This window comes from Glutamicibacter sp. JC586 (assembly GCF_009805585.1).
In the GTDB taxonomy this organism is placed as follows: domain Bacteria; phylum Actinomycetota; class Actinomycetes; order Actinomycetales; family Micrococcaceae; genus Glutamicibacter.
Genome location: NZ_VHIN01000002.1, coordinates 109671 through 128227, shown reverse-complemented (window position 1 = coordinate 128227; position 18557 = coordinate 109671). Strand labels below are relative to the sequence as shown.

At 55.0% G+C, this 18557-nt stretch carries 17 protein-coding genes and 1 tRNA gene; 14 read left to right on the top strand and 4 right to left on the bottom strand.

The genetic code is table 11. The features are described 5' to 3' along the window. Positions 1 to 140: 140 nt before the first annotated feature. Together FJV47_RS00815 and FJV47_RS00810 are read right to left on the bottom strand one after the other, a co-directional pair. Entirely contained in the window at positions 141 to 725 is a 585-nt protein-coding gene (locus FJV47_RS00815) for a GNAT family N-acetyltransferase (RefSeq protein WP_159609248.1), read from the bottom strand. Between the two features lie 175 nt (positions 726 to 900). Then, complete coding sequence (locus FJV47_RS00810) at positions 901 to 1524, bottom strand: vitamin K epoxide reductase family protein (protein WP_159609247.1); 624 nt, start codon at positions 1522 to 1524, stop codon at positions 901 to 903. A gap of 485 nt (positions 1525 to 2009) precedes the next feature. On the opposite strand from FJV47_RS00810, the gene FJV47_RS00805 reads away from it, so the two are divergent. From FJV47_RS00805 to FJV47_RS00740, 14 genes are all read left to right on the top strand, one after another. Further along, a complete protein-coding gene (locus tag FJV47_RS00805) occupies positions 2010 to 4976 on the top strand; it encodes an Rne/Rng family ribonuclease (RefSeq protein ID WP_370514864.1) in 2967 nt (988 codons plus the stop codon). Between the two features lie 228 nt (positions 4977 to 5204). Continuing rightward, positions 5205 to 5513 carry a 50S ribosomal protein L21 gene (gene rplU, locus FJV47_RS00800; protein ID WP_022875304.1) on the top strand — a complete coding sequence of 103 codons (309 nt, stop codon included), beginning with the start codon at positions 5205 to 5207 and terminating at the stop codon, positions 5511 to 5513. Positions 5514 to 5561: 48 nt separating this feature from the next. Continuing rightward, positions 5562 to 5816 carry a 50S ribosomal protein L27 gene (gene rpmA / locus FJV47_RS00795; protein ID WP_022875303.1) on the top strand — a complete coding sequence of 85 codons (255 nt, stop codon included), beginning with the start codon at positions 5562 to 5564 and terminating at the stop codon, positions 5814 to 5816. Between the two features lie 125 nt (positions 5817 to 5941). Beyond that, positions 5942 to 7531 (top strand): GTPase ObgE, encoded by a 1590-nt coding sequence (obgE, locus tag FJV47_RS00790; RefSeq protein ID WP_159609246.1) that lies wholly within the window; start codon positions 5942 to 5944, stop codon positions 7529 to 7531. Positions 7532 to 7534: 3 nt separating this feature from the next. Then, positions 7535 to 8692: a glutamate 5-kinase gene (gene proB, locus FJV47_RS00785; protein WP_159609245.1), complete on the top strand. Its 1158-nt coding sequence runs from the start codon at positions 7535 to 7537 to the stop codon at positions 8690 to 8692. 10 nt (positions 8693 to 8702) lie between these two features. Beyond that, complete coding sequence (locus FJV47_RS00780; RefSeq protein WP_235026293.1) at positions 8703 to 9995, top strand: glutamate-5-semialdehyde dehydrogenase; 1293 nt, start codon at positions 8703 to 8705, stop codon at positions 9993 to 9995. Positions 9996 to 10113: 118 nt separating this feature from the next. Further along, entirely contained in the window at positions 10114 to 10326 is a 213-nt protein-coding gene (locus FJV47_RS00775; protein WP_159609243.1) for a hypothetical protein, read from the top strand. Between the two features lie 2 nt (positions 10327 to 10328). Then, positions 10329 to 10934: a nicotinate-nucleotide adenylyltransferase gene (nadD, locus tag FJV47_RS00770; RefSeq protein WP_159609242.1), complete on the top strand. Its 606-nt coding sequence runs from the start codon at positions 10329 to 10331 to the stop codon at positions 10932 to 10934. A gap of 81 nt (positions 10935 to 11015) precedes the next feature. Further along, a complete protein-coding gene (locus tag FJV47_RS00765; RefSeq protein WP_159609241.1) occupies positions 11016 to 12641 on the top strand; it encodes a hypothetical protein in 1626 nt (541 codons plus the stop codon). 57 nt (positions 12642 to 12698) lie between these two features. Continuing rightward, positions 12699 to 13079 (top strand): ribosome silencing factor, encoded by a 381-nt coding sequence (rsfS, locus tag FJV47_RS00760; protein ID WP_159609240.1) that lies wholly within the window; start codon positions 12699 to 12701, stop codon positions 13077 to 13079. Positions 13080 to 13150: 71 nt separating this feature from the next. After that, positions 13151 to 13226 (top strand) — tRNA-Ala (locus FJV47_RS00755). Between the two features lie 242 nt (positions 13227 to 13468). Then, a complete protein-coding gene (locus FJV47_RS00750; RefSeq protein WP_159609239.1) occupies positions 13469 to 14560 on the top strand; it encodes a magnesium and cobalt transport protein CorA in 1092 nt (363 codons plus the stop codon). A gap of 27 nt (positions 14561 to 14587) precedes the next feature. Beyond that, a complete protein-coding gene (locus FJV47_RS00745; protein ID WP_159609238.1) occupies positions 14588 to 15205 on the top strand; it encodes a GyrI-like domain-containing protein in 618 nt (205 codons plus the stop codon). Positions 15206 to 15229: 24 nt separating this feature from the next. After that, the gene (locus FJV47_RS00740) at positions 15230 to 15910 is read left to right on the top strand and encodes a DNA alkylation repair protein (RefSeq protein ID WP_235026292.1); all 681 of its coding nucleotides are present in this window, start codon (positions 15230 to 15232) and stop codon (positions 15908 to 15910) included. Between the two features lie 51 nt (positions 15911 to 15961). Here the strand turns inward: FJV47_RS00740 and FJV47_RS00735 are convergent, their stop codons facing one another. Together FJV47_RS00735 and hisC are read right to left on the bottom strand one after the other, a co-directional pair. Then, positions 15962 to 17347: an amino acid permease gene (locus tag FJV47_RS00735; RefSeq protein WP_159609236.1), complete on the bottom strand. Its 1386-nt coding sequence runs from the start codon at positions 17345 to 17347 to the stop codon at positions 15962 to 15964. Next, positions 17344 to 18417 (bottom strand): histidinol-phosphate transaminase, encoded by a 1074-nt coding sequence (gene hisC, locus FJV47_RS00730; protein ID WP_159609235.1) that lies wholly within the window; start codon positions 18415 to 18417, stop codon positions 17344 to 17346. Before hisC ends, FJV47_RS00735 begins: the two co-directional genes overlap by 4 nt. Positions 18418 to 18557 lie beyond the last annotated feature (140 nt).

Sequence of the window (18557 nt, the reverse complement as noted above, 5' to 3'; positions counted from 1 at the left end):
TACCAATTTCGCATCAGTGAATCTAATGCGAAGAAGACCTGAGGTGATCAAAAGATAGACGTTTCATTAGGTGAGATTATTCATTAACGAGATCAGGTGATCACTCTTGACTCAGTGATCACCTGAAACAGTGTGCGACTTTAAGCCTTGAAGTATTCCTCAGCTAGAAGGCCCATGACGATCTTGTCGTGGAACTTCCCATCGTGGAAGCCTGCTTGGCGGATTCGTCCTTCTTCGTGGAAGCCGGCGCTAATGAACGTGCGCAAAGCTCGCTCGTTATAAGCCCAAACATTCAAACCGATCCGGTTCAGACCCATTTCTCGGAAACCATAATCAATGATCATTTTGGTGGCCAACGTACCGTAGCCTTGGCCCACATTAGAGCCACCGATCATGATCATCAGTTCGGCCGATCGTGCTGGAGCGTTGTAGTCGTAGAGCGCGGTGTGACCGATTAACGTGTCATCGGGCAGCGTGATGGACAGTCCGACTCCGTCGGTGGTTCCACGATTCAAGCTACGGGATTTAAACAGCGAGGCGGCTTCATTGACCGGATGGGGGAGTACAAGGCTCCCTTGAAGCGCCATGAATTCTGGGCTATTCCACCACTGAGTGAGGAATGCGAGATCTTCCTCTTGTAACTCACGTAGGCGTAATTGATCAGAAATCAGTAGATCGATTCCATAATTTTGGGCATTTTCTGTGTTCCATATGTCACTTGCCATGTACTCAATCTACCGGTCATTGCTCAGAAGTAGTCGAATGATCACGACCGGCGAAACCGAGACATAGCTGAGCAAGCGTTTGAAATGGGGTGATCGGTCGGTTGGCGCTGGTTAAAAGAATCAGCCGGGTCGTTGTAAAAACAACGACCCGGCTGAAGGGATTGGTTGTCCAGGCTTAGCCGAAGAATGCGTTAGGGAAACGAAGAACGATTGAAGCTGCGACCAGAATCCAAAGAACTGCGGTAATGATCCAGCTCCACTCGGCGAAGAAGCGCTTGAGCCCTTCGCCGGCAGGGATCACACCAGTGACGACGTTACGCGCTGTCGTAAAGACGAATAGCGGAATAACCATGGCCCACACGACCATGCAGTAAGGGCAAAGTGCGTTGATTTCATACAGCGCCTGCGACCAGAACCAAATGACCAAGCCCATAGCGGCGGTAACGCCGACTTGGAAACAGATCCAGAACCAGCGCTGGAAGTTCGAAGCTCCGGCCAGAAGTACCGCGCCGATGGTCACTACTACGGCGAAGCACACGATGCCAAAAAACGGATTGGGAAAACCAAAGATCCCGGCCTGCGCTGATCTCATCACAGTGCCACAAGAGATCCACGGGTTAATGTCGCAGCTAGTGACGTAGTCAGGATTCTTGTAAAGCTCTAATCGCTCTAATACGAGAATTCCGGCTGCTAACCATGAAATGAATCCCGTGATTACCAAGAGCAGTCCGAAACCGCGTTCTTTAGCCCACCACGGCAACACGCCCGGGTTGTGGCTCTTTTCTAGTGATGAAACCATGTTTCGACTATTCCATAAATTTGTAGGAAAGCGGGAGTTTCCGCATTGAGCCTTTTCATATTAGGAAGTGATTCTGTGGAACTGATGAGAAGCGATGAACGTGGTGTGAACTATATATGAGAGAATGGTGATGGTTGCTCGCGGATCCACAGTCTGCTTTCAACCCGACGACAGACTTTTGAAACAACAGATCGACTGGCGATGAATCGCTTCGGTTGAGTGCCCAATACGTGCGCCTCCCGAGGGAATACCGCGGATCGTAGGGCTGCAAAGGAAAGCAGCCGGTTTTCATGGGCCACGTTGATCCGCAGGAATTGCGTCCAGCTCTATTACAGGGTTAGTGGCAATCTTGCGGAAAATAGAGAGCTTTTGTGTCTGACCGATGACAACTAGTCGGCCAAGTGACACGTGATGATTGTAGTTTCAGCTAAGGCGCCGTCTGTGGAGGATGCCTAAGCGGGACAAAGTAGGAGTACGCGAATCTAATGAGCGCAGCTAATCAACGAAAGGGCGGGGCGCAAGGTAACAAGCGAGGCAATCGTTCAACACGTGCCCGTCGTACCAGCGTTTCCACCACCCCAGCACGGCCACTGCGTCGTGCCATGACTTTGGCAGAGCTCAATGCTGCTGCCGGAGTCGAAGAGAGCCCATACCGTTGGAGGGCTACTCGACGCACCCAGGTAGCCACCCCTGATTCCACCAAGCGCGCTAGTCGTCAGGCTGAGCGCAAGGCTCAGGTTGCGCGCCACGTTGCCAGTGACGAAGCGGTCGAGCAAGCAGCAACACGAGAAGAAGCTCACGAGCGCGATCAGCAGGTCGCCTCCGCTACCTCGACCGAAGAGACCGTAGTACCTCAGGTGGAAGCACCTGTAGTCGAGGACCATACCGGGTTACTGCTTGCCGAGCACGGAAGCTCTATGATCCTTAACCCCTTCGCCGTTCCAGAAACCGCGCAGGCAGTTCTGGCGCAGGCCGTGGCTAAGAAGCATGAGCCAGCACGTCGCGAAGCAGCCACCTCTGATTCGGATGCCGAGGATGTGACCTCACGTCGTCGTCGCCGACGACGTCGCGGGGATGTGGATTTGGAACTTGAGGGTGGCTCGCAGGACGATCCGCCCAACACCGTCACTCGTGTTCGTGCCCCACGCGCCAACGTCGAGAGTCATCTCGCCGCCAGCGATCAGGTCACCTCGGTACGCGGCTCGACCCGCCTGGAAGCCAAGCGTCAGCGTCGCCGTGAATCTCGCGAGACCGGTCGTCGTCGTCAGGTGATCACCGAAGCCGAGTTCTTGGCACGTCGCGAATCCGTGGAACGCAAGATGATCGTTCGCCAGCGTGAAGACCGCATCCAGATTGGTGTCCTAGAAGATGGTGTGCTCGCAGAGCATTTCGTTTCCAAGACCCAGCAGGACTCGTTGATTGGCAATGTCTACGTTGGCAAGGTACAGAATGTACTGCCATCGATGGAAGCTGCTTTCGTGGATATCGGACGTGGCCGCAATGCTGTGCTTTATGCAGGCGAGGTTAACTGGGACATTGCTGCCCTCGAAGGTCAGCCACGTCGCATCGAAAACGCATTGAAGGCCGGCGACTCGGTACTCGTGCAGGTCACCAAGGATCCGGTGGGCCACAAGGGTGCACGCCTGACTAGTCAGATCTCGTTGCCTGGTCGCTACTTGGTGTACGTACCGGGCGGGTCAATGACCGGTATTTCGCGCAAGCTGCCAGATGTTGAGCGTCAGCGCCTAAAGAAGATCTTGAAGGATCACCTGCCGGAGAACGCTGGAGTGATTGTTCGTACCGCCGCTGAAGGCGCTTCGGAAGAAGAGTTGACCAACGATATCAACCGCCTGCGCGCGCAGTGGGAAGGTATTGAAGAGCAGTCGACCTCGACTAAGACTTTGGCGCCTGAGCTTTTGTACTCGGAACCAGATCTAACCATCAAGGTAGTGCGCGATGTCTTCAATGAAGACTTCACCAAGTTGATCGTTTCCGGCGAGCACGCTTGGGACACCATCGAGGCCTATGTCATGTATGTGGCACCGGATTTGATGGGACGCTTGGAAAAGTGGGAGTCCGAAGAAGACATCTTCACCAACTACCGTGTTGACGAGCAGATCGCCAAGGCGCTGGACCGCAAGGTATACCTGCCTTCGGGTGGTTCATTGGTAATTGACCGAACCGAAGCAATGACCGTCGTTGACGTGAATACCGGTAAGTTCACCGGTTCCGGCGGCAACCTCGAAGAAACCGTGACCAAGAATAACTTGGAAGCGGCCGAGGAAGTTGTCCGTCAGCTTCGCCTACGCGATATCGGTGGCATCATCGTCATCGACTTCATCGACATGGTTCTGGAATCTAACCGAGACCTCGTCTTGCGTCGCTTGGTTGAGTGCCTTGGTCGGGATCGCACCAAGCACCAGGTGGCCGAGGTGACCTCGCTGGGTCTAGTTCAGATGACTCGTAAGCGTATGGGCACCGGCCTGCTGGAAGTCTTTGGAGAAGAGTGCGAGCATTGCGCTGGTGCCGGTGTGATCACCCACGAGGAGCCAGTAGAGTCCCGCCGTACCTTCAATTCCGCCGGCGAAGCTCATGTGAAGAAGTTCAATGAGAAGCCTGCTCGTAACTCCCGTCGCCGTCGTGGTGGCGAGAAAGATGAGACCAAGCCAGCTGCCAAGCAGGAGAATAATGGCGAGGGCGAGAAAGATGAGGCCACCCGTAATGCGTTGGCTAGCATCGCTGCTGCTTCACACTTAGAGGTACACGCTGAAAATGCGGTGAACATCGAAGGCGAACAGATTCCTGTGATCAAGACCAGTGCATTGCCTCACGGCGACGTGTCGGTCACTCTCGAGGCGCTTGAGGCTGCCTTGCCGGGTAAGGATGGAGCCGAGGAAGAGAATGAGGGCGGACGTAAGTCACGCCGTCGCTCACGCTCCCGGGGACGGAATCGTTCTCAGGGCGACTCGCAGGCAGCAGAGGCCAAAGCTGATCAGTCAGAGGCTCCCGCCCAAGACGTTCAACCGGCCGCGGTAGAACTTCAGGAAGAGCCGAAGGCTGATGTGCAGCCTCGTAAGCGCTCACGCCGTGCTTCACGTCCGCAGGGCGGCAGTGGGGTAGTGCAGTCGCAACAAGACCAGCCGGTACTTACCGGATTGGCCATGCCGGCAGCAAACGCTCCCATTGCCACTGAGGTTAACGCTCCAGTCCAAGCATCGGCTACCGCTAGTGCGGTGGCCCCACAGAGTTCCACGAAACCGAAGCGACGCAGTCGTCGAGCCACCTCGGCTCAGGGCGACGCCAAAGCAGAAGTTCTCGTGGCTGAGGTATCCGAAGCTACCGGTTCGGTAGTTCAAATGGATGTCTCCAGTTCGAAGAAGGAACAGTCAGCTGAGCCTGCCGGGCAACCGGTAATGCTCGGAGTTGGTGTTCCCGTACGCGAACTGAAATAGATGAACTTGGTCACGCTTACCCCGCTGGGGCACTTTGTATTTGCCCCAGCGGTGGTCACTAGCGTAATCTAGTTGATCGGTGCTAAACGCCAAGATCACGGACTTTTCGTCCGCTCGGCGTCAAGGCACAAGCGCATGAGATCCCCGGGTTTCGCATCCTTGGTTGGATGTTCGGGTCGATATCTGCGCCGGTAAGACAATAAACGTCGAGTAGAAGTGAGTACCCACGTGGTGTACGCAATTGTCCGCGCAGGCGGCCACCAGGAGAAGGTTTCCGTTGGAGACCTCATCACCGTTGACCGTCTTCAGGCTGCCCCAGGTAGCTCCATCGAGCTTCCAGCTTTGCTGTTGGTAGATGGCGAGAAGGTAACTTCCGCAGCTGCTGACCTGGCTAAGGTCAAGGTCACCGCTGAGGTTGTAGAAAACCTTCGCGGCGAGAAGATCGTTATCCAGAAGTACAAGAACAAGACCGGTTACAAGAAGCGCCAGGGCTTCCGTGCCGCTCTGACCAAGGTCAAGGTCACCTCGATCGCCTAATTGGGCCGATCGTAATATCCATTTTTGTAGCGAAAGAGGCTAAAAGGCATGGCACATAAGAAAGGTGCGAGTTCCACTCGCAACGGTCGCGATTCCAACGCACAGTACCTAGGCGTAAAGCGCTTTGGTGGTCAGGAAGTCAAGGCAGGCGAAATTATCGTTCGTCAGCGTGGCACCCACTTCCACCCAGGCGCCGGCGTAGGTCGTGGCAAGGATGACACCCTGTTCGCCCTGGCTGCTGGTGCAGTCGAGTTCGGCACCCGTCGTGGTCGCCGCGTGGTGAACATTGTTGCTGCAGCCTAATTTAGGCAACAGGCAAATTTTTTAGTACACAAGGGGTGGGCCGTTTTTCGGTCCGCCCCTTGCGTGCATAGTTAGACTTTTCTGCGAGCACAGCTCGCAACCCCGTACTAGGAGAAGATGGCCCCGTGGCTGCATTCGTTGATCGCGTAACCCTTCATGTCACCGCAGGTAATGGTGGCCACGGTTGTGTGTCCATCAAGCGCGAGAAATTCAAACCGCTCGGCGGACCCGATGGCGGTAACGGCGGCAAGGGTGGCGACATCATCCTTCGCGTCGACCCTCAGGTCACCACGCTGCTGGACTTCCACCATCTGCCGCACCGTAAGGCTAGCAACGGTGAACCAGGCAAGGGTGGACTGCACCCGGGCAAGCACGGTGAGGATCTGGTCCTCGGCGTTCCTGCCGGCACCGTGATTAAGTCCAAAGATGGTGACATCCTTGGCGACCTGGTGAACATCGGCGACGAGTACATCGCCGCAATTGGTGGCATGGGTGGTCTGGGCAACGCTGCGATCTCTTCGGATAAGCGCAAGGCTCCAGGCTTCGCATTGCTGGGTATTCCCGGCACCAGCCAGGACATTGTCCTGGAACTGAAGTCCATGGCGGATATTGCCCTCGTTGGCTACCCCTCAGCTGGCAAGTCTTCTTTGATCGCCGCAGTTTCGGCAGCACGTCCGAAGATTGCCGACTACCCGTTCACCACTCTGGTCCCTAACCTAGGTGTAGTTCAGGCTGGAGAGACTCGCTTCACCGTCGCTGACGTACCTGGCTTGATCCCAGGCGCCTCGGAGGGCAAGGGGCTCGGCCACGAGTTCCTGCGCCACGTTGAGCGTTGTGCAGCCATCGTGCACGTTTTGGACTGTGCGTCACTGGAATCTGATCGTGACCCGCTGACCGACCTAGACATTATCGAAGCAGAGTTGGCCAACTATGAAGCTGACTCCACCTTCGCCGGCACCGATGGAACCATCGTGCCACTGATCGAGCGTCCAAAGCTGATCGCCCTGAATAAAGTTGACATGCCAGACGGCGCCGAAATGGCTGAATTTGTCCGTCCAGAGCTGGAACAGCGCGGATACCGCGTCTTCGAAATCTCTGCACTCTCACGTAATGGATTACGTGAACTGTCCTTCGCTATGGCTGAATTGGTAGAACAGGCCCGTGCTGAACAGGTTATCGAAGCACCAGTAGTTGAGGTGCCGGTGATTCGTCCACGAGCTGCCAAGCAGGAAGAGTTCTACATCCGCCGTGAAGAACAAAACCTGGAACCACTGTGGCGCGTTATTGGTGAAAAGCCAGAACGCTGGATCATGCAGACCGACTTCCGTAATGATGAGGCAGTTGGCTACCTAGCCGACCGCTTAGCAAAACTGGGGGTAGAGAACAAACTATTCAAGGCCGGAGCCAAGCCGGGCGACGCAGTCGTCATTGGTTCCGAAGAAGATTCCGTGGTCTTCGACTGGGAGCCAACCATGGCCGCAGGTGCTGAACTGCTCGGCGGAAGCCGACGCGGTGAGGACGTACGACTAGAAGACCGTGGAAACCGTAAGACCCGCGAAGAAAAGCGCGCCGATCACGAAGATCGCAAGATTGCCAAGGCTGAAGCTCGTGCCGAGCTAGAAGCTGAGCGCAAGGCTGGCATTTGGACTGAATCGGTGAACGCAAAACGCAACAAAAAGGCTGCAGAAAAGAAGGCAGCCCAGGAGGAAAATTAAAGTATGAGTGAAAGTGCCACTAAGACCATTTCAGCCATTACCTCTCCTCACGAACTGCCAGAAGCGCGGCGGCTCGTGGTCAAGGTCGGATCCAGCTCGCTTACTACGGTTAGCGGGGGAATATCTCATGAAAGACTGAAGTTCTTGGTGGACACTCTCGCCGAGACCGTGAATAACGGGACTGAGGTTATCCTCGTTTCCTCCGGTGCAATTGCAGCCGGGTTGGCCCCGCTGGGATTGCCAAAGCGTCCAAAGGACTTGGCAACCCAGCAGGCCGCGGCCGCAGTAGGTCAAGGACTGCTGCTGGCCGAGTACACGCAACTTTTTGAAGAGCATGACCTTCGAGTCGGCCAGGTCCTGCTGACCGCAGATGACCTCATGCGTCGCTCTTCGTACACCAACGCCTTACGTTCATTGGTTCGTTTGTTAAACCTCGGTGTCTTGCCGATCGTGAACGAAAACGATGCGGTAGCAACACGTGAAATTCGTTTTGGTGACAATGACCGTTTGGCGTCCTTGGTAGCTCACCTGGTGAAGGCCGATGCCCTGTTGCTTTTCTCCGACGTCGACTCCGTCTATGACGCTCATCCTGATGACGGCGGAAACCGCATCAGCACCATTGAGCATCCTGACGAGCTTGAAGCCGTTGACCTGGGTACCCCTGGCGCAGCCGGGGTTGGAACTGGAGGAATGATCACCAAAGTTGACGCAGCTACTCTTAGCTCATCGGCAGGAATCCCGACGCTGGTGACCAGCACGGACAACGCAGCCAAGGCTTTGCGTGGCCACGATGTGGGTACGTGGTTTGCTGCCCGCAACTCGCGCCGTTCTGCCCGCGACGTCTGGCTTGCTTACCTCGCTGGTATCGAGGGAAAGCTGATCCTCGATGATGGTGCCGTCAAGGCGATCGCCAAGGGGACCAACTCACTGCTTGCTGCCGGCATTGTTGCAGTTGAGGGCGCCTTTGAAGCTGGTGACGCAGTAGAAATCTGTGGCTCGGATCACCTTCCGTTTGCTCGTGGACTAGTGAACTTCTCTTCAGAAGAACTCCCAGAGATGCTGGGGCATAGCACCAACGAACTGGTCGCCGAATTGGGTGAAGGTTACGACAAGTCTGTGGTGCATGTCGACGACCTAGCTTTGATCGAACCTATTTTCTAGGATGGAAACTATGAGTATCGACGCAGTACGAACAGAAGAACAGATCACCGACGTTACCGCTTCGGTCTATCAGCTCGCTGATCGAGCTCGCCGTGCATCGCGAGTTCTCAAGCGTGCCAACCGGGACTGGAAAGACCGTGCGCTACTTGCCATGGCCTCCGGGATCGACTCGGGCCGTGCCAGGATCATTGAAGAAAACAAAAAAGACTTAGAAGTTGGCCGGAACAACGGCACGTCGCCAGCAATGCTGGACCGCTTGAAGCTTGACGACAAACGCATTGACGGGCTGATTGCCGCCCTGCACGAACTAGCAGGTCTGCCAGATCCAGTAGGACGCGTTGTCCGAGGCGAGACGCTACCAAATGGTCTACGCATGCGACAGGTCAACGTGCCTATGGGAGTCATCGGAACAATTTACGAGGCTCGTCCCAACGTTACCGTAGACATCGCTGGCCTCTCGCTCAAGAGTGGCAACGCTGTGCTATTGCGTGGTGGCACAGCTGCGTTCAACTCGAACCAGGCGCTGGTTTCAATTATTCGTGACGCCTTGGAATCTGTTTCGCTTCCGCGAGATCTGGTGGCGTCAATTGATCAGTACGGTCGCGATGGTGCTGATGCGTTGATGGGCGCACGTGGCAAAGTAGATGTACTGATTCCTCGTGGCGGACGTGAGCTGATTCAGCGTGTTGTCACCACCGCAAAGGTGCCAGTGATTGAAACCGGTGAAGGTAACGTGCACATCTTTTTGGATGCTGATGCACAAGAGCAGATGGCAATCGATATCCTGACCAACGCCAAGACCCAGCGTCCCAGTGTGTGCAACACCGTGGAGACCTTGTTGATTCATAAGGATTCAACTGCTGCCGCGGCGGTGCTCAAGGCCCTGTCTGCAGCTGGGGTGACCCTGCACGCTGATGAGCGTGCCGCGGCTCTAGTTCCGGGGCTTCAGACCGTTGCTGCGCAGGAGGAAGACTGGAGCACTGAGTACATGGACTTGGATCTTGCGGTCAAGGTCGTTGATGACATCGACGAAGCCCTTGATCACATCCGTGAATACTCCACCGGTCACACCGAAGCCATCCTGACTTCGTCACTGGCGAACTCTGAACTGTTCATCGCTGAAATTGAATCGGCTGCGGTCATCGTGAACGCATCAACTCGATTCACCGACGGTGGCCAGCTCGGCTTGGGTGCAGAGGTTGGAATCTCGACCCAGAAGATGCACGCTCGTGGCCCTATGGGTCTGACCGAGCTCACCACCACCAAGTGGATCGTTCAAGGTGACGGCCACGTTCGTAAATAGTTTCTGACGGCGCTTTTCGGTAGGATGTAGAAGAAACGTACCGTTACTTTTCGGAACATTGAGCCAGTAGCACGAGTTGCTGGGCCAATTGACTCCGTGGATACGACTGGAGAATTACTTGAACGCGCTGATTCTGGCCTCTGAAGCCTCTACCACTGGCATCAGTGGGCATACCTGGTCCCTGCTTATCGGTGGCGGCATCTTTGTTGCTTTGATGATCTTGCTTCTGATCACCGTTTCCTACACCAACGTGGGCAACCGTCATCCTGCTAAGGAAGAAGACCAAGACATCCACCGCCAGTTCAAGACTCACGAACCACACAGTCACTAGTCTTGACTGAGCGGCAGCCTCGTAACCGCCCATTACGCCTCGGCGTGATGGGCGGTACTTTTGACCCCATCCATAATGGCCACTTGGTGGCAGCCAGTGAAGTAGCTGCTGAGCTAGATTTGGATGAGGTAGTTTTTGTACCCACCGGTCAACCGTGGCAGAAGGCAGACAAGCAAGTAACCAGTGCTGAGCACCGTTACTTGATGACTGTCATTGCGACGGCTTCGAATCCTCGGTTCACAGTGAGCCGCGTGGACATCGACCGCGAAGGTGCAACCTATACGCGCGATACCTTGTTGGATTTACGAGCACAACGCCCGGAAGCGGAGCTCTTTTTCATCACCGGCGCGGACGCGATGAGCCAAATCATGAGTTGGCGTGACATCGATGAGGTGTGGGATCTTGCGCATTTTGTTGGCGTCAGTCGCCCAGGTTACGTGATGAGCGATTTGGGGCGAGAGAATGTGTCACAGCTCGAAATTCCAGCACTGGCGATTTCTTCTACGGATTGCCGCGAACGAGTCGCTGCGGATAAGCCAGTTTGGTACCTTGTGCCTGATGGTGTGGTGCAGTACATTGCAAAATATGGGCTGTATACCGCGTCGTAACCTCATATTCGGTAACGTAACACGGCATAATCTCTAGGTAAGGGTGACGGTATTTGTCTATGCGGTCGGGAGAAGTACAGGATGAGCGATAACTCGCAGCCAGTTTCTAGCAGGCGAGCTCTGCGCGAAAAGCGACGTGCCGAAATGGAAGCTTTGCTAGCAAGTAGCAAGGCTGAACAAGAAGCTAAAGAACTTGCAGATCAGAAGGACACCGGGAAGTCCGAGAAATCGGCCAAGCCGGCGAACACTGATTCAGGTTCTGCCCAAAAGTTGAGCCCAAAGCCAGCACCGGCGAAGCCTCAAGCGCCAGCTGGAGATGCTAAACCTGTAGCTGAAAAAAAGGTCTCGACGACTGAGTCAAAGCCAGCGCAGAAGTCAGCTCCTAAATCTTCGACTCCAGTAGTGCCTGCAGAGGCCAAGCCCACCGCAACAGGTGCAAACAAGCCGGCTCAGAACCCCGCACCTAAGCAGGGCGCTCCTAGCACGCAAGCTGACGCTCAGGCTGCCAAATCGGCCCCTGCAAACAAAGCCGCGCAAAAGCCAGAGAGTGCTGTTGCGCCTAAGCCCAAGGTTGTAGCGCCCCAGAAACCTGCGCAGTCCTCGGTCACCGAAGCAAAAAACCAGGTCGCGCCAAAGCAGCAGCCAGGGGCTAAGGCTGACCAGCCAAGTCAGGAAACCAAGAGCGAAGAATCAACGGGGGAGCGAGCATCGCTACGCCGTGCTCGTAACCGCGAAGCTCTTCGTGAGCGTCGTCGCCTTGAAGGCGAAGTCGATGCCCTCACAACTCACATCCCGACCGTTGATCCCGGTGATGATCCAAAGCCGCTGACCCGTCGTCAGCTTCGCCTTCAAGCGCTAGCGGACCAAGGTAAGAGCGGCACCCCGGCAGCTTCAGCGCCAAAGCCAGTAGCAAAGCCGCAGAAGAAGCAAGCTGACCAAGATGACTCGCCGGCGACCACCGTCATGAGCGTTGAGCAGGCGTTGGCAGCACGGCGGGCCCACGCCCCGAAAGCGGCTATTGATCCGAACCTCATTGGCGAGGATGACTCCGAGATCGATCTCGAAGTCCTTGCGCATCAGCGCGAAATGGCAGCACGCGCGGCGATTATTTCCCGCCGTGCTGCTGAACGTGAACGTCTGCGTGTAGAAAACGCAAAGCGGGGCAAAGACGACAAATCTTCAGATCCATTCACCGGCGCGATGGGTAACATCCGCGAGGTCGAGGATCGAATCGCGAAGACTGGCGTTCAAGGTCCAAAGACCCAAAGCGTCTCATTGAACCTTGACCCAGATGGCAAGATTTCTTCGAAGAAGGATCATGCTGCCCCTGCAGCAAAAAAGCCAGCGGCTAAGCCGACTGCTACCGCGAAGCCTGGTCCAAAGCAGACTCCTATGCCAGCACCGAAAGCAGCAGGTAAACCAGCGGCCAAGCCTGCCGCTAAGGTTGCCAGTGACGTGGCCCCAAAACCCGTAGCGAAGACTACCGGTCAGCCTGCTGCTTCGCAGTCGAAGCCGGAAGCGGCATCGGATGCATCTGCTGTTGAAATGCCTCGCATTAACGCCGTCAATGCCCAAGGTCTAGAACCGTTAGACGTTCAGACTCACGGCGTGCGACGTGCCAACAATATGCTCATCGCCATGATTGTTGCACTGAGCCTAGGCGGAGCAGCCTTGATCGCCGGGTTGATCATGTTGCTGGGCAACTAATTTCATAGCACAATAAGATTCTCGATCTACACCTCTAACAAGGAGACACCCCACTCAATGGGAGCACATGCAGATTCAATTGCCCTCGTGAAGATCGCTGCGCACGCAGCGTCTGAAAAGTTGGCAGAAAACATGGTCGCGCTTGACGTTGCCGACCGCTTGGGCGTTACCGACGCCTTCTTGATTGTCTCTGGTGGATCAGAACCGCAGGTGAACGCAATCGTTGACGAAATCCAGGCCCAGATACTCGCCGAGTACAGCATGCGCCCAGTGCGCCGTGAAGGCTTTGGAGCAGGACGCTGGGTGCTCTTGGATTACGGAGATGTCGTAGTTCACGTTCAGCACCAAGAAGATCGCATTTTCTACGCGCTGGAGCGCCTCTGGGCGGACTGCCCTGTGATTGAGCTGCCGGAGGAATCCTCTCAGAACGATCAGTAATCTGGAGTTTGCATCCTGATTAGGTATTCATCTATGATTATGGAGTTGCCTAATCAGGGTAGCAATCCTTTGGGGGTATGGCGCAGTTGGTAGCGCGTCTGCATGGCATGCAGAAGGTCAGGGGTTCGAATCCCCTTACCTCCACCAATTAAATCCTGGAATTCTTTGTAGAAAGAATTCCAGGATTTTTTCGTTCACATTTGTTCCCATTTTTGTTATAGATTTCGTCTTTGAGTCTAAATCGCCTTTTGAACTTGGGGCCTCGCTGATGCTCAGGACCGAAGGACGCGATGTACTGTTGAGAATCTTCACGGCCTAATGCTCATTGGTACGCGGAATTTCGGGCTCGCCTTGCGATACTAGAACAAAGTTATTCAATCAGGAGCGGCATGTCACGAATTCAGCGTCGGGGTAGCAGACTGCGTTACACAACCCAAAACCAGCATCCGGTACATAGTTCTAAGCGTGTACGGTTTATTGATGATGGTGAAGTTGAGTGGGCGCCGTCGAGCACCACCGCGATTCAAGCGCTCGAATTTGGCAATACGGGAGAGAACCGAATCGCGCTTTCGCTTTATCCAACGCCAAATGAAGCCGACATCAACGAGCTGACCGAAGCCTGGGATTTACACCCCGTACTAGTCGAAGATCTCCTGCACGCTCGGCAACGCCCAAAGCTTGAACGGTATCGTGATGTGCTGTTGGTCGTAGTCCGATCAGCACTGTACTTAGATGCTGTTGAAGAAGTTGAGCTCTCTGAATTCCATATCCTGGTCCGGCCCGGTTCCATCGCAGTACTTTGCCAGGATCATCGGTGGATTGATGGGACTGACGGTCAACGATTTGCTGAATCGATTAGCGACGGTAGCCTGAAACAACACCAAATGTTGCTCAAAGACCCACAGCTTCTTCGGCTTGGCGTCGAAGCGGTGCTCTACCGAATCCTCGATGAGATTGTTGACGGTTATGTCCCGGTACTTCACGGATTAGGCATCGACAAGGAACAAATTGAACGTCAAGTATTCAGCGGAGACGCTGCAGTAACAGAGCGCATCTACCGACTCAGTCAAGAAGTGATCGATGTTCAGCACGCGACAGCGTCACTTCTTGAAGTTGTTCGCTCACTCGGCGCGGGCGTTAAGAAATATCCGGTGCCAGATGAGTTGGAAACCTACTTACAGGATGTGACCGACCACCTGACGCGCGCTAACACGCAAGCGCTCGAGTACCGTGATGCCCTTTCGCAGATTCTCAATGTTAATGCCACTTTGGTGGCGCAGCGGCAGAACGAGGACATGAAGAAGATCTCGGGGTGGGCTGCGATTCTCTTCGCTCCCACATTGATCGCCGCGATTTATGGGATGAACTTCGATAATATGCCCGAGCTTCATTGGGCGTTTGGATATCCGGCGGCAGTGCTGTTCATGGTCCTTTTTGCGGCCGCGCTCTACGGTGTTTTTAAATGGCGAAAGTGGTTCTAGCAATATCTAGGTTGGGGGAGTGTGCCAGTGACAGAAAAGATCGATTTTAAGAAAACCTATGCAAGCTATCAGGCTAAAGTGTCGCAATTTGAGCTACTGACGCTTGAATCGATGCGATACCTTATGATCGACGGCACCGGTGATCCGAATACTTCACCTGCCTATCAACACGCGTTAGAGACGCTCTATCCAGTCGCCTACAAGTTGAAGTTTGCCAGCAAGAAAGATGGCCGAGACTACGTTGTGCCCCCGCTGGAGGGGCTATGGTGGGCCGATGACTTCGCCAGCTTCACAACCCAACGCGAAAAGATCCTGTGGTGCTGGACGATGATGTTGATGCTTCCGCCATGGCTGGATGACGGCGACGTCCAGCGCGCCGTAGAAGCTACACAAGCGGGCAAGACGTTGCCGAGTCTTGAGCAACTGCGCATAGAAACACTAGTGGAGCACCAATGCGTGCAAACATTGCACGTTGGATCCTACGATGATGAAGGACCGGTTCTTCAGCTCATGCATGAACAGTTCATTCCGAAACATGGGCTGCGACTGACGGGTAAGCATCATGAAATCTATTTGGGGGATCCACGTAGAGTCGCCCCAGAGAAACTACGCACAATCCTTCGACAACCAGTTCAATCGCTGTAGTAAACAATCGATATGGAGAAGAATTTGACTACTCAAATCGGTCCAGACAGTTCTGTAAAGGAGGTCAGCCAAGCTCTGGCCGAGCTTGAGGACCCTAAAGCGCGAGCCATCAACGAACGACATGGTGATGACTTCGGGGTGAACCTCAGCAAGCTCAGGGGTTTGGCGAAAACGCTCAAGACCAATCAGGAACTGGCTGAGCAACTCTGGAAGAGTGGCGACACGGCTAGCGCACTTGTAGCCATTCTGATTGCCAAGCCACGTAGTTTCACTTTAGATCAGCTGGTTGAATGGAGCCGCGAGGCGAGCACTCCAAAGGTGCAGGCTTGGTTCCTGAGCTACATTGTCAAAAAGACTAAACTCCTAGAGGAACTGCGCGTATTGCTCATCACGGATCCAGACCCCATTCTTGCCGCAGCTGGCTGGGAGTTGACCGCACATCAGGTGACTAAAGATCCCCAGAAGCTCAACCTCACACAGTTGCTAGATACTATCGAGCTGCGCATGGCCACGGCACCTGAGCGACTGCAATGGGCAATGAACAACACGCTCGCCACCATTGGCATCGAACATGCCAGCTTGCGTGAGCGTGCCATATCCATTGGCGAACGCCTTCAAGTACTGGCTGACTACCCAACCTCGCCGGGCTGCACCTCGCCGTTTGCACCGATCTGGATTAACGAAATGGTGAAAAGAAAAGCCTAGGCCCGATCCATTGCTGAATCGAGCCTAGGGTGAGGAGAACAGCGCAGTCTGTTATCTATTGCTGACAATGCTCTGATCAGGAGTGTCTTTCAAAACTAGCTTAGACACAACCCAGATCGCTGCCGTCAGGCCTGCGGTCAAGAGCAGTTGCGTCCGGGCCGCGGTATCGGTCATCGCGATGATGACAATGACTGCGAGCACAACCAGAGTGCCGATACTCAAAATTGGGAAGCCCCACAAACGTAGTGGCAGGTACTGTCCCTCCTTATCGGCACGCCGACGCAAAATCAATTGGGTCACAGCGATGAACGTCCAAATGACGATGATCGTTGAGCCTACGACGTTGAGCAGAACAGGCATGACCGTCTCTGGCCAGATCCAGTTCAAACCTACGGCCAGGAAGGAGAACGCCACCGAACTCAGGACAGCCCGTGACGGAACACCCTTACCGGTCACGTGAGTCACCGGGCGTGGGGCCAGATGGCGTTTGCCCAACGAGTAAAGCATGCGAGAAGCCCCATAGATGTTGGCGTTCATGGCTGAAAGCAAAGCAACAACGACCACGGCATTCATTAGCAGTCCAACACCAGGTATGTTCATGACACCAAGTGCAGCGGCGAATGGGCCCTCGGCAATCGCCGGATCATTCCATGGCAGGACCGCAACGATGACCAGAATGGAACCCAGATAGAAGAACAGGATTCGTAGCATCACGGACTTCACGGTGCGTTTGATATTACCTGCAGGGTCAGCCGACTCGGCAGCGGCAATGGAGACAACTTCGGTGCCGCCGAAGGAGAAAATCACAATCAGAAGGGCTGCTGCGATACCTGACATGCCGCCGGGAGCAAATCCGCCGTGAGCGGCTAGATTGCCAAAACCAACAGGTGAATCAGTCGGGATTACCCGTGCCAGGACCAAGACGCCGAAGACCAAGAACGTAATAATCGCGGCTACCTTAATCACGGCAAACCAGTATTCGAAGCGTCCATAATTACGAACACCTAAGAGGTTGCCGGCGGTGAGTATGACGACAAAACTTAGTACCCAAGCCCATTGTGGGAACCCAGGGAACCAGCCGGCAGTAATGGCGGCTGCGCCAGTGGCCTCTGCGGCGATAACTACCACTAACTGAATCCAGTACAACCAGCCCAAGGTGCTGCCCGCGCTTCGTCCCATCGCCTTGTGTGCGAAGGTACTAAAAGCTCCAGACGACGGATTAGCCGCAACCATTTCGGCCAGCATGGCCATGATGACGATGATGACCGCGCCGGCGATCAGATAAGAAACAAGGACGGCAGGGCCAGCAATGGAGATGGCCTGCCCGGAACCGACAAAAAGCCCAGCACCGATAGCACCGCCCAGACCCATCATTGAAATCTGGCGTTGAGTCAGTGAGGTGTGAAGCTCAGGAGACGATTCTTTGGTGCTTGTCATGCGGTCGCCACCTCTGCGGTGTTCAGCGCTGGCAGAGCAGCCAGTACACGGTTGACTTCTTCTTTGGTACCCGAAGAAATGCGAAGTCCCTCTCCTGCGAAGGCGCGAACTATCACCCCGCCGTCGGCGAGCTGTGCTTCTAACTCCAGCGTTTTCTCGCCAGCGTCAATCCAGACAAAGTTCGCTTGAGACCTGACCACCGGATATCCAGCCTGCGCCAAACCCTCATACATGCGCTCGCGTTGGGTAACAACTTCCTCAATGCGCACCGATAGCTCATCGATCGCAGCTAACGAGGCTACGGCGGCACGCTGAGCGAGATCAGAAACGCCGAAAGGCACTGCTACCTTGCGAAGATTCGCGGCCACTTCAGTTGGGCTGATCGCATAACCGATGCGCAGGCCAGCTAGCCCATAAGCCTTGGAAAAGGTGTGCAGGACGGCCACATGAGGGTACTTGCGGAACAGCGCCAACCCGTCAGCTCGAACAGCCGAACGGTCAAAATGTACGTAAGCCTCGTCAACAACTACCAATATGTTGCGTGGCACCGAGTTGATAAAGGAATCTAACTCTTCGGCCTGAACGACGGTACCCGTTGGGTTGTTCGGGTTGCAGATGAAGATCAATCGAGTCTTATCGGTAATCGCGTCGAGCATTGCTGGCAGGTCATGCCTGGACTGAGCATCGAGCGGGACTTCCACCGGGGTAGCGCCGGCGATGCGTACCAGTGACGGGTAAGCCTCAAACGAGCGCCATGCGTACATGACTTCGTCGCCTTCAGCAGCAACCGCATGGATGATCTGTGAGGCTACTTCAACGGAACCAGCGCCAAGAGTGATCTGCTCAGAGGGGATATCAAACTGCTCGCTGAGCGCCGAAGTCAGTGCAGGTGCAGCAATGCTTGGGTAACGATGAATGGTTGACAGGCCCTCTTGAATACTTGCCAGAACCGAGGGCAGGGGCTCATGTGGAGATTCATTAGAGGAGAGTTTTGAGGCTCCAGCTGGAGCGGGCTTGCCTTGTTTATACGCCGGGACTTCCCGCAAGGAGGGACGCTGGTGAAGGGTCATGAGTTTCCTCTCTGACTGCCACAACTGCATGGGGTGGCAATCGTTCAAACAGCAAGACCCCTGCAATGACTCCCGCGCAGTGGTCTCGCTCATATTCTCGCGTGTCGCGATTCACAAGCAATGACTGTAGGTTGAAGGGT

Excerpts from the sequence above, each read along its gene's own strand:
- FJV47_RS00750 (WP_159609239.1), top strand. The coding sequence starts at position 13,469 with ATGTCACGAATTCAGCGTCGGGGTAGCAGACTGCGTTACACAACCCAA.
- hisC (WP_159609235.1), bottom strand. The coding sequence starts at position 18,417 with ATGACCCTTCACCAGCGTCCCTCCTTGCGGGAAGTCCCGGCGTATAAA.
- FJV47_RS00810 (WP_159609247.1), bottom strand. The coding sequence starts at position 1,524 with ATGGTTTCATCACTAGAAAAGAGCCACAACCCGGGCGTGTTGCCGTGG.
- rsfS (WP_159609240.1), top strand. The coding sequence starts at position 12,699 with ATGGGAGCACATGCAGATTCAATTGCCCTCGTGAAGATCGCTGCGCAC.
- FJV47_RS00805 (WP_370514864.1), top strand. The coding sequence starts at position 2,010 with ATGAGCGCAGCTAATCAACGAAAGGGCGGGGCGCAAGGTAACAAGCGA.
- FJV47_RS00735 (WP_159609236.1), bottom strand. The coding sequence starts at position 17,347 with ATGACAAGCACCAAAGAATCGTCTCCTGAGCTTCACACCTCACTGACT.
- FJV47_RS00780 (WP_235026293.1), top strand. The coding sequence starts at position 8,703 with ATGAGTATCGACGCAGTACGAACAGAAGAACAGATCACCGACGTTACC.
- FJV47_RS00765 (WP_159609241.1), top strand. The coding sequence starts at position 11,016 with ATGAGCGATAACTCGCAGCCAGTTTCTAGCAGGCGAGCTCTGCGCGAA.
- FJV47_RS00815 (WP_159609248.1), bottom strand. The coding sequence starts at position 725 with ATGGCAAGTGACATATGGAACACAGAAAATGCCCAAAATTATGGAATC.
- rpmA (WP_022875303.1), top strand. The coding sequence starts at position 5,562 with ATGGCACATAAGAAAGGTGCGAGTTCCACTCGCAACGGTCGCGATTCC.
- proB (WP_159609245.1), top strand. The coding sequence starts at position 7,535 with ATGAGTGAAAGTGCCACTAAGACCATTTCAGCCATTACCTCTCCTCAC.